The 14,767-nt window shown below is 34.5% G+C and carries 15 protein-coding genes and 1 tRNA gene; 11 read left to right on the top strand and 5 right to left on the bottom strand.

All coding sequences use genetic code 11. From position 1 onward, the window contains the following. Window positions 1-4 precede the first annotated feature (4 nt). Entirely contained in the window at window positions 5-343 is a 339-nt protein-coding gene (locus tag FYJ58_RS13695; RefSeq protein ID WP_154520272.1) for a GNAT family N-acetyltransferase, read from the bottom strand. Window positions 344-687: 344 nt separating this feature from the next. Between FYJ58_RS13695 and FYJ58_RS13690 the strand changes: the two genes are divergently transcribed. The 10 genes from FYJ58_RS13690 (at window position 688) to FYJ58_RS13645 (ending at window position 9,250) form a co-directional block, all read left to right on the top strand. After that, entirely contained in the window at window positions 688-909 is a 222-nt protein-coding gene (locus tag FYJ58_RS13690) for a hypothetical protein (RefSeq protein WP_205839272.1), read from the top strand. Window positions 910-951: 42 nt separating this feature from the next. Further along, window positions 952-2,073: an aldo/keto reductase gene (locus FYJ58_RS13685; RefSeq protein WP_154520271.1), complete on the top strand. Its 1,122-nt coding sequence runs from the start codon at window positions 952-954 to the stop codon at window positions 2,071-2,073. A 124-nt stretch (window positions 2,074-2,197) separates the two neighbouring features. Further along, window positions 2,198-2,740 (top strand): hypothetical protein, encoded by a 543-nt coding sequence (locus FYJ58_RS13680; protein ID WP_154520270.1) that lies wholly within the window; start codon window positions 2,198-2,200, stop codon window positions 2,738-2,740. A gap of 20 nt (window positions 2,741-2,760) precedes the next feature. After that, entirely contained in the window at window positions 2,761-3,009 is a 249-nt protein-coding gene (locus tag FYJ58_RS13675; RefSeq protein ID WP_154520269.1) for a hypothetical protein, read from the top strand. 45 nt (window positions 3,010-3,054) lie between these two features. Further along, on the top strand, window positions 3,055-3,966 hold the full coding sequence (locus FYJ58_RS13670; RefSeq protein ID WP_154520268.1) for a LysR family transcriptional regulator: 912 nt from the start codon (window positions 3,055-3,057) through the stop codon (window positions 3,964-3,966). Between the two features lie 149 nt (window positions 3,967-4,115). Next, entirely contained in the window at window positions 4,116-5,147 is a 1,032-nt protein-coding gene (locus FYJ58_RS13665; protein WP_154520267.1) for a methionine ABC transporter ATP-binding protein, read from the top strand. Further along, a complete protein-coding gene (locus FYJ58_RS13660; protein WP_154520266.1) occupies window positions 5,137-5,796 on the top strand; it encodes a methionine ABC transporter permease in 660 nt (219 codons plus the stop codon). Before FYJ58_RS13665 ends, FYJ58_RS13660 begins: the two co-directional genes overlap by 11 nt. 36 nt (window positions 5,797-5,832) lie before the next feature. After that, window positions 5,833-6,702, top strand: coding sequence for a MetQ/NlpA family ABC transporter substrate-binding protein (locus FYJ58_RS13655; protein WP_154520265.1), 870 nt, complete (start codon window positions 5,833-5,835; stop codon window positions 6,700-6,702). A gap of 233 nt (window positions 6,703-6,935) precedes the next feature. Beyond that, window positions 6,936-8,198, top strand: coding sequence for a phosphoribosyltransferase domain-containing protein (locus FYJ58_RS13650; protein WP_154520264.1), 1,263 nt, complete (start codon window positions 6,936-6,938; stop codon window positions 8,196-8,198). 2 nt (window positions 8,199-8,200) lie between these two features. Then, entirely contained in the window at window positions 8,201-9,250 is a 1,050-nt protein-coding gene (locus tag FYJ58_RS13645; protein WP_154520263.1) for a cysteine protease StiP family protein, read from the top strand. Between the two features lie 80 nt (window positions 9,251-9,330). Here FYJ58_RS13645 and FYJ58_RS13640 read toward each other — a convergent pair whose 3' ends face one another. After that, window positions 9,331-11,607 carry a heavy metal translocating P-type ATPase gene (locus tag FYJ58_RS13640; protein ID WP_154520262.1) on the bottom strand — a complete coding sequence of 759 codons (2,277 nt, stop codon included), beginning with the start codon at window positions 11,605-11,607 and terminating at the stop codon, window positions 9,331-9,333. A 218-nt stretch (window positions 11,608-11,825) separates the two neighbouring features. Here FYJ58_RS13640 and larC point away from each other — a divergent pair, with 218 nt between their 5' ends. Then, entirely contained in the window at window positions 11,826-12,584 is a 759-nt protein-coding gene (gene larC / locus FYJ58_RS13635; protein WP_154520261.1) for a nickel pincer cofactor biosynthesis protein LarC, read from the top strand. Between the two features lie 77 nt (window positions 12,585-12,661). On the opposite strand, the gene FYJ58_RS13630 is transcribed toward larC, so the two are convergent. From FYJ58_RS13630 to FYJ58_RS13620, 3 genes are all read right to left on the bottom strand, one after another. Next, window positions 12,662-13,015 carry an ArsR/SmtB family transcription factor gene (locus FYJ58_RS13630; RefSeq protein WP_154520260.1) on the bottom strand — a complete coding sequence of 118 codons (354 nt, stop codon included), beginning with the start codon at window positions 13,013-13,015 and terminating at the stop codon, window positions 12,662-12,664. Window positions 13,016-13,132: 117 nt separating this feature from the next. Further along, on the bottom strand, window positions 13,133-14,254 hold the full coding sequence (locus FYJ58_RS13625; protein WP_154520259.1) for an MBL fold metallo-hydrolase: 1,122 nt from the start codon (window positions 14,252-14,254) through the stop codon (window positions 13,133-13,135). Window positions 14,255-14,345: 91 nt separating this feature from the next. After that, a tRNA-Trp gene (locus FYJ58_RS13620) sits at window positions 14,346-14,416 on the bottom strand. Window positions 14,417-14,767 lie beyond the last annotated feature (351 nt).

The raw sequence follows: 14,767 nt of genomic DNA, 5'->3' as shown, positions 1-14,767 counted from the left end.
TCACCTAATGAGTATGAAAAGAAATATTGGATAAAATTAAGACACTTGGAAATAAATGCGGCATAAGACAGAATATTGAGGTGAAAAGTTCACGTTTAACTTGTACTTTTTCTTGACATAGGACCAATAGTTCTTTATAGGAGATACCTCTTGGCAAGATTCTCATGTAAGCTGTTATGCTCTCCTGTTCTTTTAAAAATAGGTGATAGGATTCTTTATCTTTCGAATCAATATCTTGATAAGCACAGTGTTGTTCTACAATAAAAACTTCAGTTCTTATTTTTAATATTTCATATAATTCATCTGTAGTTAATTCTGCAAATTTTTTAATTTCCCAATCCATTAAATTAATCCTCCTTGCGACTTTGTTAATAGATAATTTTAGTTTATCAGCTTTCTATGTTTGTGTCTATATTATATTGCATCGTGTGGTCAAATTCCGAACAATATCCGAATCGTTGCAAAAGAACGGGAAACACGGAGTAGGAATTTGTGATATAATGAGCGTAAACGAGCAGGAGCAAGCGCAGCTTGTTCATAGCGAGTGGCGAATGTCGATTACGATAGCTGCGTATGTAGCGGTAAGCACTGAAGGTGCGAATCGTGATATAACGAATGTGAAAGGGTTTATCTCAATTTGTTTACAACGAAATTGAGAACGAAATTGAGAAAGGCAGGTAAAAAGCAGTGTTTGAACAAGATAATACTTATAATGAAGTCAGGGAAAAATCTATACGAAGCTGGTTAGAAGAAATGAGCCGGCATGAGGATGTTGCTGTTCGAGGCGGGGTAAAGGTGACAACAGAATACCTGGATGATTTGAAGAAAAAAATTAAAGTTTTGGAAGAAAAAAACAAATTAAAGGATGATTATCTTAAAAAGATGAAAGAACGATATAAAATAAAATAGTATAAAAGATACTAGAATAATGAGAACGAATGGAGGAAACTTATGAATAAGAAATTAGGCTTTGGATTAATGCGGTTACCACTTTTAGATGAAAATGATGCAGCCAGTATTGATTTGGAACAGATGAAAAAAATGGTAGATACATTTATAGAGAAGGGATTTACTTATTTTGATACTGCTTGGATGTATTGTGGTTTTCATAGTGAAGATGCAGTAAAAGAAGCATTGGTTGACAGATATCCAAGAGATACTTATACATTAGCAACAAAACTTCATGCCGGTTTTATTAAGACAAAAGAGGATAGAGATAAGATTTTTAATGAGCAGAGAAGGAAAACAGGTGTAGAGTACTTCGACTATTATTTACTTCATGATATGGGATACGATCATTATGAAATCTATAAAAAATTAGATTGTTTTCGTTGGCTGGAAGAAAAAAAGAAGCAAGGTCTTGTAAAACATATTGGATTTTCTTATCATGACAATGCTAAACTTTTAGACAAGATTTTGACAGAACATCCGGAAATGGAATTTGTTCAGCTACAGATTAATTATTTAGACTGGGACAGCGAGGGAATACAGTCGAGAAAATGCTATGAGGTTGCCACCAAACATGGAAAACCAGTCATTGTCATGGAGCCTGTAAAAGGTGGAACATTGGCAGTGGTACCGGACGATGTAGAAAAAATGTTTAAAGAATATAATCCGGATGCGTCGATTGCCTCTTGGGCAATTCGTTTTGCTGCCAGCCTTTCTAATGTGAAAATGGTTTTAAGTGGAATGAGTAATATGGAACAATTAAATGATAATCTAAGTTATATGGAATCATTTATTCCACTTAAGAAAGAGGAACAGGGCATTATAAAGAAAGCGGTAGAGATGATTAATCGTAATATAGCGATTCCTTGTACCGGCTGTTCTTATTGTATTGATGGATGTCCAAAGAACATTGCAATACCAAAATATTTTTCTCTGTACAATGCCGATCAACAGGAGATAAAAGAAAAAGGATGGACACCGCAGGGTGAGTATTATAATCGCTTAAATGCAATCTTTGGAAAAGCAGGCGACTGTATAGAATGTGGCCAGTGCGAAGGAGTCTGTCCGCAACATCTTCCAGTTATTGAGTACTTGAAAGAGGTTGCAAGTTATTTTGAAAATTAAATTAGCGCTGTTTTACAGTAATCTTTTAGAGTGCGTTAAAAGTTGACAGAAAAAATAATTGGTGATATGATAAAAATAAGTACTTACAATTTAATATATTAAAAATAAAGAAAAAGGTGATGTGATGTTTAACTATGAATATGCCTTGGGAGCGACAATCGCAAAACCCAACTGTGATTATAATTTTCTCTATCGGGATGAGAAGATTAATGTTAAGAGGATTATAAAAGATGCCATAAAAAAATTTAATGAATTGAGCAAAGATGCTAAAAATCCAAAACAGATTGTCGAAGATAGAGTAACTATATCAAAGTCAGAAATAAGATGTATTTTGAAAAGTAAGAATGAACTTGCTGCACCCGGGCGGGGAATGAGGGTATTAAGTCAGACATTGGCAGAACATGAATATTTTAAAGACAAAATTTATAATCATGGTTTGTTAAAATTTTATTGTTTAGATACAAATGAGATAAAATTAAATGAAAAAGACCTCATAAATCCAGATATGATATCAGATGAAGTTTTTATCACATCATTGATGCGATATTTATTAAAAGCAAAGGGAGGTTATACTCCGGAAAATTATAAGCAACAAAAGGCATTAGAACAGATGAAACTAATAGCGTATAATTGCAACATGATAGAAAAATTAGAAGAGCGGAATTAAATAATAGGAAGGAAGACAAAATGATTACACAAAAACAATTGATTCGGTTAGCAAGAATTACATATAAGAAAATGCAGGGGAACTCCTCTAAAATGATAAGAACTTCATTAAAAAATGATGATTGGTGGAACAGTTTATCAGGAACGCTACATCAGCAAATAGGAAAAGTGATTGCAAAATATCATGATTATTTTGTAGTTAATTGCGAAGTTGATGTAAATCATAAGTATATTAGGACGGATTATTGGGGAAACGGAATCTATTCATAAGACACGGAAAAAATCAGGATGGGAAAGGAGAAAAGTTGAGAATTTATGACATTAGTACAACTAAAATATGTAATTACAGTGGCAGATTCCAGTTCAATGAATGAGGCAGCAAGAAAATTATTTATATCTCAGCCAAGTTTATCTTCGGCAATTAAAGAGTTAGAGGAAGAGATTGGAGTTGAATTATTTCGGCGGACAAACAGGGGAATTTCAGTTACTTTAGAAGGAGAAGAATTTATAGGTTATGCAAGACAAGTTGTGGAACAGTACCATTTAATAGAATCCAAATATATCTCAAAAGAAAATTTGAAAAAAAAGTTTAGTGTATCTATGCAGCATTATACATTTGCAGTCAATGCTTTTGTTGAGATGGTGAAACAATTTGGTATGGATGAGTATGAATTTGAGGTGCATGAAACGAGGACTTATGATGTGATTCAAGATGTAAAGAATCTAAAAAGTGAGATAGGAGTTCTTTATGTCAATGACTTTAACCGAAAAGTTCTGACAAAGCTTTTTCATGAATATAATTTGGAATTTCATGAAATTTTAAAATGCAGTATTTATGTTTATATGTGGAAAGGACATCCTTTAGCAAATCGGGATGAGATTGCATTGGAAGAATTGAGAGAATATCCTTGCCTGTCGTTTGACCAGGGAAATTATAATTCTTTCTATTTTGCAGAAGAAGTACTAAGCACATATGATTATAAAAGATTAATTAAGGCGAATGATAGAGCCACATTGCTCAATTTAATGGTAGGGTTAAATGGATATACCCTTTGTTCTGGAATCATCTGTGAAGAATTAAATGGGGTGGAATATTGTGCGGTTAAATTGAAGTCCGATGAAGTGATGTCAATTGGTTATTTGGTAAGAAAAGGGGTTATTATTAGCTCATTAGGACAGAAGTATTTGGAAGAAATTAAAAAATATAAGGATAAGGCAATAGGATAATAACAAATTTGCAATAGCATAAATAAAAATATAACAGCTTGCTATAGAATAATTCTATAACCAGCTGTATTTTTTTTGAATTAACACTTTTCCTTTTAAGATGATATAGTATTAATCATCAATAAAAGCAATTTTAGAAAGGTGAACATATGTCGGAAATAGTAATTGAGAAGTTATCGAAAACTTATCGTTCCAAAGACGGGACAGTCGAGGCGTTAAAAAATGTGAATTTATCGATTGAGTCTGGAGATATTTACGGAATTATTGGTATGTCGGGGGCTGGGAAAAGTACATTAGTACGATGTATGAATTTTTTGGAAAGACCAACAGAAGGAAGGGTGCTTATAAAAGGAAAATCATTAGGTGATTTTTCGAAAAAAGGATTGCGGAAGCAAAGAGAAGAGATTGGTATGATATTCCAGCACTTTAATTTGTTAATGCAGAAATCCGTTCTGGAAAATGTATGTTTTCCTTTATACATACAGGGGAAGAGAAAAAAGGAAGCAAGGAAAAAAGCATATGAGCTTTTAAAATTAGTAGGTCTGAGTGATAAAGAACAGGCATATCCATCACAGCTTTCGGGAGGTCAGAAACAGAGAGTTGCAATTGCAAGAGCATTGGCTTCAAACCCTAAAATCCTTTTATGTGATGAAGCTACAAGTGCATTGGATCCACAGACAACCTCTTCTATATTAGAGTTATTGAAAGAAATTAATAGTCAGATGGGAATTACAATTGTTATTATTACTCATCAAATGTCCGTTGTCAGGGAAATCTGTTCTCATGTTGCAATTATGAAAGATGGAGAGGTTGTGGAACAGGGACTTGTCACAGAGATTTTCAGTCATCCAAAGTCGGCTGTTGCAAAAGAATTGATTCGAAAAGATTCCGCACAGGAACCAATGGGAAGGCAGACCGTGCAAAATATAATTCAAAGTGGCGAGCAGATAAGAATTGTATTTTCGGAAAATTCGGCATTTGAGCCGGTAATTGCAAATTTAATTTTAACATTTCACGAACCTGTTAATATACTTAAGGCAGATACCAAAAATGTTGGTGGAGTTGCGAAAGGTGAAATGATATTGGAATTTAGCAAAGACAGTAAGAATACAGAAGCAATGAAAAGGTATTTGAGGGAACGAGGTTTAGAGATAGAGGAGGCGGTAGATTATGTGGACTGATGAAGTGATACAAATGCTTTTAAATGGAGTCAAAGAAACATTGTATATGACACTGGTTTCTACAATAATTGGTTATGTAATAGGCTTGCCGATGGGAGTTCTCTTAGCTGTTTCTGATAAAGATGGTTTGAAACCAAATGCAGTCTTATATAAAGTACTGGATTTTATAGCAAATGTTGTAAGAAGCATACCATTTTTAATCCTGCTTATTATAATTTTACCTTTTACAAGGGCTATTGTCGGACGAAGCTATGGTTCTACTGCTACCATTGTTCCGTTAGTTATTGCTGCAGGTCCGTTTATAGCACGAATGGTAGAATCCTCACTAAAAGAAGTAGACAAAGGAGTTATTGAGGCTGCCAGGTCAATGGGGGCAAGCGATATTAGAATCGTAATTAAAGTGTTGTTAGTAGAAGCAAGAACTTCCTTGATTACAGGAGCTACCATTGCAACTGGAACAATTTTAGGATATTCAGCGATGGCAGGAACAATTGGTGGAGGCGGATTGGGTGATATTGCAATTCGATATGGTTACCATCGATATCAGCCAGAAATTATGATTGTGACAGTAATATTACTTGTTGTATTAGTACAGGTATTTCAATCAGCAGGTATGCTGGCAGCTTCAAAGCTTGATAAAAGAAAGTAGTATAAATTGAAAAACAAAAAAGGAGGAAATACAGATATGAGAAAATTATTATCAGTTTTATTAGCAGGAGCATTAGTATTAGGAACGTTGACAGGATGTGGAAGTTCATCTGATACAGATGCAACAAAAAATTCAACAAATACAGAAAGTTCATCAACGGGTGAAAGTTCGGATAGTAAAGTTATAAAAGTAGCAGCATCTGCGACTCCTCATGGAGAAATTTTAGAGCAGGCAAAAAAGATTCTGAAAGACAAAGGGTATGACTTGCAAGTTACGATATTTGACGATTATGTACAGCCAAATCAGGTAGTAGAAAGTGATGAATTTGATGCCAACTATTTTCAACATGAGCCATATCTTGACAGCTTTAACGAAGAAAAGGGAACCCATCTTGTAAATGCCGGTGGAATCCATTATGAACCATTTGGAATTTATCCAGGTACGAAAAAAGATTTAAAGGATATTGCAGATGGTGACAGTATAGCGGTTCCTAACGACACTACAAATGAGGCAAGAGCACTGTTATTATTACAGGATAATGGTATTATTACTTTAAAAGAAGGTGCCGGTTTAAATGCAACAGTAAATGATATTATAGAAAATCCACATAATGTAAAAATTGTAGAGTTAGAAGCTGCACAAGTTGCCAGAGTGGTAGATGAAACAGCATTTGTAGTATTAAACGGAAATTATGCATTGCAGGCAGGATATAAAGTCAGCAAAGATGCTCTTGCTTACGAAACATCTGATTCAGAAGCTGCAAAGACTTATGTAAATATCATCGCAGTAAAAGAAGGAAATGAAGAAAACGAAGGTGTGAAAGCATTGGTAGAAGTGCTGAAATCAGATGATATTAAAAATTATATTAATGAAACTTATGATGGGGCAGTTATCCCATTTGAATAACTAAAAGAAAATAAATAGAAAATTATTTGGCTGTTGTAGAATGTAAATTTTGCGACAGCCATTTTCCTGTGAATCGGAACTTTGTTTCTTATGGTGAACTATAAATGCCAGGAAAAAAATAGAGAAATAATTTAAATTAAGAATAGTAATTAATAAAAGATATTGTTAAAATGGGTATGTAAAAAAGTTGTTTGTTAATATTTAAAAATTTAAAGTTGGTGTGAGGTAAAGCTATGAATTACAAATGTCCATGTTGTGGGTTTTACACTTTCAAAGAAAAGGCTGGTGGGAGTTACGATATATGCCCTGTATGTTTTTGGGAAGATGATATGATCCAATTGGAAAATATGTATACAGAAAATCAATTAGTAAAAATTGCAAAAAGAGAAAATAACAAAAAAAGAAACTATTTAGTCGTAAATAAAATACAAGGAAAACATATCCCGGTGATTCCCTCAAAAGCATTTGCAATGTTTAAAGAATTGGCAGAGCTTTTGAAAAAAGAATATTTTAATGAGCGTCTGTTACTGGTTGGATTTGCAGAAACGGCAACAGCAATTGGAGCAAGTGTTGCTTCTTTTCTTAATTGTAATTATATTCAGACAACAAGAGAGCAGGTTAGCAACGTAGAATATTTGTTTTTTTCGGAAACTCATAGTCATGCGACAGAACAAAAATTAGTAAAAGACGATATTGATGCCGTTATCGACAAAATAGATAGGATTGTTTTTATTGAAGATGAAGTTACAACAGGAAACACAATTAGAAATATTATTGATATTTTGGAAGATACGTATCAAAAAGGGATTAAATTTTCAGTTGCTTCACTTTTAAATGGTATGAGTCGTGAAGCGGAACAAAACTATCAGGCAAAATCCATTCAAATGCACTATCTTGTTAAAACAAATCATGCGGAGTATGAAAAAAAAGCAGAGAAATATAAAGGGGATGGGTTTTATTATAAAGAAGAAGATTATAAGGAAGAAGCATTCCAGTTAAACTTAGATGAATGGATACAAAACCATTGTATTACCTGTAGCGGATATTTAAATGCGAGGAGAATTGTTAATAGCAAAGGATATGAAGATTCCTGTGCCTTATTGTGGGAGCAAATAAAGAATAAGCTTTTGCTGCGAGAAAGAAGAATTTTGGTTTTGGGAACTGAAGAATTTATGTATCCTGCGTTATATGTTGCGTTACAGATTGAAAAGGAAATTGGATGTAAATGCGATTCTGAATCAGAAGTCAGGTTTCATGCAACGACTAGAAGTCCTATTATAGTAAGCAGGGAACAGGAATATCCATTCCATGAACGTTATCAGTTGAAAAGCTTGTATGATAAAAAAAGGACAACTTATTTATATGATTTAAAAGATTACGAAAGAGTAATTGTTATTACCGATGCTCCTGCCGATGAAAAAGAGGGGTTATACTCATTGCTTTTGGCATTACGAAAGAGTGGAAATCAGAAGATAGACATAGTAAGGTGGTGTTAAAATTGAGAAGTTCATATAGTAAAGAGGATGTTATTTTATTGCTAAAAGATATAACAGGTATGGTAGAACCTAAGTCTACAAAAGAGAGAGAAAAGCTGATTCAAATGGGAAGGCATTATTGTGAGATGCTCCCAATTGAATATTCACCATCCGAACAATATATGGAGGCATACAAGGAGGCATTGAAAAACTATGCAAAGCCTACGGCAAATGCAATTGGCTGTCTTGCTGATGAAGTTATTGCGAAACGGGGAAAGGATGTTGTACTTGTTTCACTTGCGAGAGCAGGGATACCGGTTGGGATATTATTAAAACGATATATAAAATGGAAATATAAAATAGAAGTTTTTCATTATTCCATTTCGATTATTCGAGGAAAAGGAATTGATAAAAATGCAATACAGTACATATTAAAGCATCATAAAGCCGAGAATATTTTATTTGTAGATGGCTGGATTGGAAAAGGAGCAATATTAAATGAACTGGAAAAGGATATGAAGGAATTTCCTAATATATCTTCTGAATTAGCAGTTGTTGCGGATCCGGCAAACATTACAAAGCTTTGTGGAACACATCAGGATATTTTAATACCAAGCTCGTGTTTAAATTGTACAGTATCCGGGTTAATAAGCCGGACTTTTTTAAGAGAAGATATTATAAAAGATAAAGATTTTCATGGTGCTGTTTATTATGAAGAACTAAAGGAACGGGACATGTCTTATGAGTTTATTGAGGCGATACAGCGGGAATTTGAACCTGTTAATAGACCGGATGATACAGCATCGGAACAAAAGGGAATGAAAGAGGTAACGGCGATAGCAGAGAAATTCGGAATAGACAATATTAATTTTGTCAAGCCGGGAATTGGAGAAGCAACGAGGGTATTGTTGCGGCGTGTTCCATGGAAAGTGTTAATCAGAGAAGAATATAAAGACGATATTTCGTTAAGACATATTATAAGATTAGCAGAAGAAAAAAATGTACCTGTAGAATACTATCCATTAAAAAACTATAAAGCTTGTGGGATTATTAAAAAAGTGGCGGATATTTAGTAGTAAGGATTAAATCTGAAAACAGGCTGGTGTAAATATAGTTAATTTACATCAGCCTGTTTTTGAAGTTTAATAAGCAATTACATTTTTCTCTTTGTATATAAAATCCGGATGGAATTTAAAACACAAAGCATTGCTACACCAGTATCAGCGAATACAGCCATCCACATAGAAGCGATTCCAGCAAGACCAAGAATCATGACAAGTGCTTTGACAGCCAGAGCAAAGACAACATTTTGCATTGAGATTTTATTTGTTGTTTTTGCAATATGAAGAGCAGAAGGAATTGCTTCCATATTCGATGTCATAAATACAACATCGGCAGCTTCAATTGCAGCATCGGCCCCGCTTCCCATCGCTGCTCCAACATCGGCACCGGCAAGAACAGGAGCATCGTTGATGCCATCACCTACAAACATAACAGCACCATGATTTTCACGGATTTCTTGTAGCTTAGAAAGTTTTTCTTCCGGAAGAAGTTTAGCATGGGTTTCCTGAACACCAACTTCTTTTGCAACTGCTTCTGCATTTTGTTTTGAATCTCCAGTTAGCATAGCAGTTACAATACCAAGAGAGCGAAGGGAAGAAATAGCGGGCTTTGCATCTTCCTTGATTGTATCCGAAATAATCAGATATCCGACAAAAGTTCCATTAAGAGCAGCAAATACTTCTGTACCGGAATGACTTATTGCTTCATTTGGAACTTTGATTTGGAAGGATTCCATAAGCTTGCGATTCCCGCACAAAAATTCTCCCTCTGACAGTATCGCTTTTATTCCTTTTCCGGCAATTTCTTCAATGGAAGAAGGGGTAGAAAGGGAGAGCTGTTGTTGCTTTGCAGCTGTTACGATACTTGTTCCGATAGGATGAGTGGAGTTTAACTCGCTTTCTGCACAAAGTCTTAATAATTCAGAAGCTTCAAAGGAGTTAAATGGAACTGTTTTGGAAACAACAAAATTTCCTTTTGTAATAGTTCCTGTTTTATCCATAACAACAGCTTTAATATTCTTCATTGCTTCCAAAGAAATACCACCCTTAAATAAAATACCTTGTTTAGAACCGACACCGATTCCAGAGAAAAATGCAAGTGGTACACTCAACACGAGTGCGCAAGGGCAGCTTATAACTAAAAATGTAAGAGCGGTATAAATCCAATGATTCCAGTCACCGGTAATGAGAGATGGAATAATGGCAGTTGCAGTTGCCAGTATTACAACAAATGGAGTATAAATACGGGCAAATTTAGTAATAAAATGGTCAATTTTTGGTTTGCTTGCCGCTGCATTTTCAACAGAATCTAAAATTTTACTTACCATAGATTCTTCTAATCCTTTTTCCACTCGGATTTTTAATAATCCGGATGTGTTAACACAACCTGAGATTACAGAATCATTTTTTTGTGCGGTAACAGGAACCGGTTCACCGGTTACCGGTGAAGTATCAATATAACTTTCTCCCTCTAAAATAACGCCATCTAGCGGAATACGATCACCCGGGCGTACTAAAATAATATCGCCGGGTTTTGCATTTTTTGCAGGGATTTCTTTTGTGCCAGAATCCAATACAAGATTTACAACTTCCGGTCGCATATCGACCGCTTCCATGATTTGGCTTCTGCTTTTTTCAACCGCGATATGTTCGAAAAATTCTCCAATTCGATAAAATAACATAACACCGACAGCTTCGGGATATTCTTTAATAGCAAATGCACCTAATGTGGCAATGCTCATTAAAAAGTTTTCGTCGAAAATCTGACCTTTTGTTAAATTTTTAAGAGCGGTCCATACAATCTCCCAGCCAAGTACAAGATATGAAATGATAAAAATTGGAACAGATATTGTTCCATATCCAAGCTTTTCTGCAATTTCGCCAATGATAAACAGAATAGCGCCGGCAGCAATCATTGGAAGTTCTTTTTTTTCTGATTCCATATGTTCATGACTGGATAATGAAGTTTCTTCTTTTGGAAAAACTTTTACTTCAGATTCAATAGAAGAACAGATTTCCTGAAGAATTGGGAGTAAATCTGTCTTTGAAGTTGAAGTTACTTTTAATTGCTTTGTGGCAAATGTAATGGTAGCAATATTGACTTCGGGGAGAGCGTTTATTTTTGCCTCCATTTTAGCTGCACAATTGGCACAACCAAGATTTTCAAGTTGATAGATTGTAGTTTTCCCATGAAAAATTCCGGACACTTTTTTCTCTTCGGAAGTAGAAGCAGTTTCTATGTTACAACAACAATCAGTACCATGTTGATGTTCATGGTGCTCATTTGAATTGTGTATATGTCTATGGGAATGGTCATGCGGTGTGTGATGCTTATCAATAGAACATGTTGCTTCTAATGTATCTCTCATAAAGAATCGCCTCCTTAATCGTTTAATATGTATATATGCAAATATTTATATATGAGTGACTGTTCATATGTTAATATAAACATAATTTTCTTCTTTTGTCAATAGATTCGGCAAATAAAATTTATATAATTTTTTCTTGACTTTGGAGTTGGATTATGGCGTATACTTTGTAAGTAGGAAAATAACGTAACTATTTAGACTGTATGGAGGGTAAAATTATGAAGCTGTTATATTTAGAATGTAATATGGGGGTAGCTGGAGATATGTTAATGGGGGCATTGCTAGAATTGCTGCCTGATAAGGAAGATTTTATAAAAGAAATTAATAAAATAGGAATTCCAAATACAAAAATTGAAATGAGTTCTTCAACAAAATGCGGAATAGTGGGGACACAGATGTCTGTTCGGATTGGAGAAATCGAGGAAGAAAGCATAGAAACAAATAATCATCATAAACATCATACGCATTTAAAAATGAGTGACATTGAACATATTATCGATTGTCTGCAAATAGAAGAAACAATAAAAACAGATATAAAAAATATTTATCATATGATTGCAGATGCCGAAAGCAGAGTGCATGGAAAGGAGGTTACAGAGATTCATTTTCATGAAGTCGGAAGAATGGATGCGATAGCAGATATTACAGGTTGTGTAATGCTTTTACATAAGCTTGGTGTGGAAAAAGTAATAACTTCTCCAATTAATGTAGGATTTGGACAGGTAAATTGTTCCCATGGCATGCTTCCGGTACCAGCACCTGCTACAGCTTATATGTTAGAGGGAATCCCATGTTATGCAGGACAAATAGAGGGAGAATTATGTACTCCTACAGGAATAGCGCTGGTAAAATATATTACAAAGGAATATGCTAACATGCCAGGAATGATAATTGAAAAAATTGGATATGGAATGGGAAAAAAAGATTATAGGGCTGTAAATTGTGTACGTGCAATATTGGGGAAGAGTGATGTCTGAAGAGACTGCCGCACTAAATATTTTTGTATAATTATTAGAAATATTTAGTGCGACAACCACTCCAAAATTTTTAAAACCTATTCGGCGATGTGTTCTAAACCTTGGCTAAGCATTGTCTTTACGTGGTGATCCGACAGAGAATAAAAAATAGTTTTTCCATTTCTTCTAAACTTTACCAAACGGCTTTGCTTTAAAACACGGAGCTGATGAGAGATGGAGCTTTGCGACATATGAAGCAGAAGTGCAATATCGCAGACACACATTTCACCTTTCATTAAAACGTATAGAATTTTTATTCTTGTTGGGTCTGCAAAAATTTTAAATAAGTCAGCTAAATAATAAAGTTCTTCATCATCAGGCAGAGCATCGAAAATGGTTTGCGCAAATGTTTTATCAATACATAAATAATCTTTAACATGTTCTTCGCTCATAATTACTTCCTTTCAAAAATAAGTTCATATGTTCATATATATAGTTTAATTCAATTTAAAAAAAAGTCAATTGCTTGTCGCAGGGTATGACAAACAATTGGCTTTTCAAAATAACTATTAAGAATCTGGGTGACATTTTTTACATGCAAGATAGCCGGCTTTTCTACTTTCCTCGTAGGAAGAAAAAGTAACTTGATTGTCTTTGTCAGGGAGTGAACTGCAGGAAGTTCGATGAACCTTTTTTGTATTTTTATTTCCAATCAGTTTCTGGTCGGGTTTTGATATGCTCTCTTTGCTATTTGGCTTTGACTGAAGCGTAACTGAATTTTTTGCAAAACTACTATGTTCAGTTGAAATTTGAATTGTTGTTCCGTCACTGGTTGCAGTAATTGTTCCATTTGTATCGGTACGATAAATTGGAATGGAAGCTTTCTTTAAGCGATTAAGAATTTCTTCGTTAGGATGTCCGTAAGAATTGTCCGCACCTACACTAATTATTGTTGTGGAAGGATTCATTGCTTTCAAGAAAGCCTCAGAAGTAGAAGTAGAGCTTCCATGATGGCTGGCAAGATATACATCACAAGATACGTCAATTCCATTTTCAAGAATCTCATATTCACTTTCGATACTGGCGTCACCGGCAAATAAAAAACGATTCTTTCCGTATTCGAATAAGATGGCAATAGAATAATCATTATCATCGCTATAGTGGGTACTATTAGGAGCGAGAATTGTAAACTGCCCATCTCCGAACGGATAAGTTTCACCAGCTTTAGGATGAACGGAAGTAATTCCTTTTTCTTTTTTCATAGTCTGATAAGAAGCGAAAATTTTGGAATCGGTTGTGTAATCCGGGTCTAGTACTTTAGCAACCGGGTAACAATTTAGGACACCTACAAGACCGCTCAGATGGTCAGCATCATAATGAGTGGCAATAACATAATCAAGTGTTTCTACATTATGTTTCTTTAAGTAGGAAACTACTTTTGAAGAATGGGAGCGGTCGCCGCCATCAATTATCATTGCCTGTTCTTTGGTCTGCAATAAAACGGCATTTCCCTGTCCTACATCAATATATTGAACGGATAGAGAATCAGTTGGGACAGGAAGAACAGAAGAAGATGATTTTGAACTGCTTGTATGTAGATTTGACTGATTTGTGCATCCTGTTAAAGAAAAAATAATGCAAAAGAGTATAAGAAGATAGCACCCGTTTAATCGATAGAAATGTTTTTGCATAGTGAAAATCCTTTCTGGTTTTAATTATTACGATTTTTGTATATTATGTTTGTATATAACAAAAAAGACCCTGTAATTACAAGGTCTTTAACAGGGGTGGAAGGAATCGAACCCTCCTCTGGAGTTTTGGAGACTCTTATTCTACCGATGAACTACACCCCTAAAATAAGTAGTGCAACAACACTGCTTATATATTATATGATATATAATAAGATATGTCAAGAAAAAAATTAGAAAAGAACAAAATACAGACAAAAAACAAAAAAAATGGGGATTGATAGGAAAGAAAATAGACGGGTCTTTGACACTTCTATTTTAGAAACATTATAAAGAATCTTTTATTTAAGCCATTTTTGGCTTATTTTTTTGTCAAATTTTGCGTTTTGCTATGTACTTGTTTGTGCTTGTGTGTTATAATAGAGACAAGAGGTGATTTGTTATGTATGTAAACATTACTGGTAGTCCAAACAATAAGGACGTATATATTTATCAATCTTACAGAAAAGGGAACGG

Source organism: Velocimicrobium porci, from assembly GCF_009696045.1.
GTDB lineage: Bacteria > Bacillota > Clostridia > Lachnospirales > Lachnospiraceae > Velocimicrobium > Velocimicrobium porci.
The sequence above is the reverse complement of the archived record's forward strand: the minus strand, read 5'-3'. Positions and strand labels throughout refer to the sequence as shown.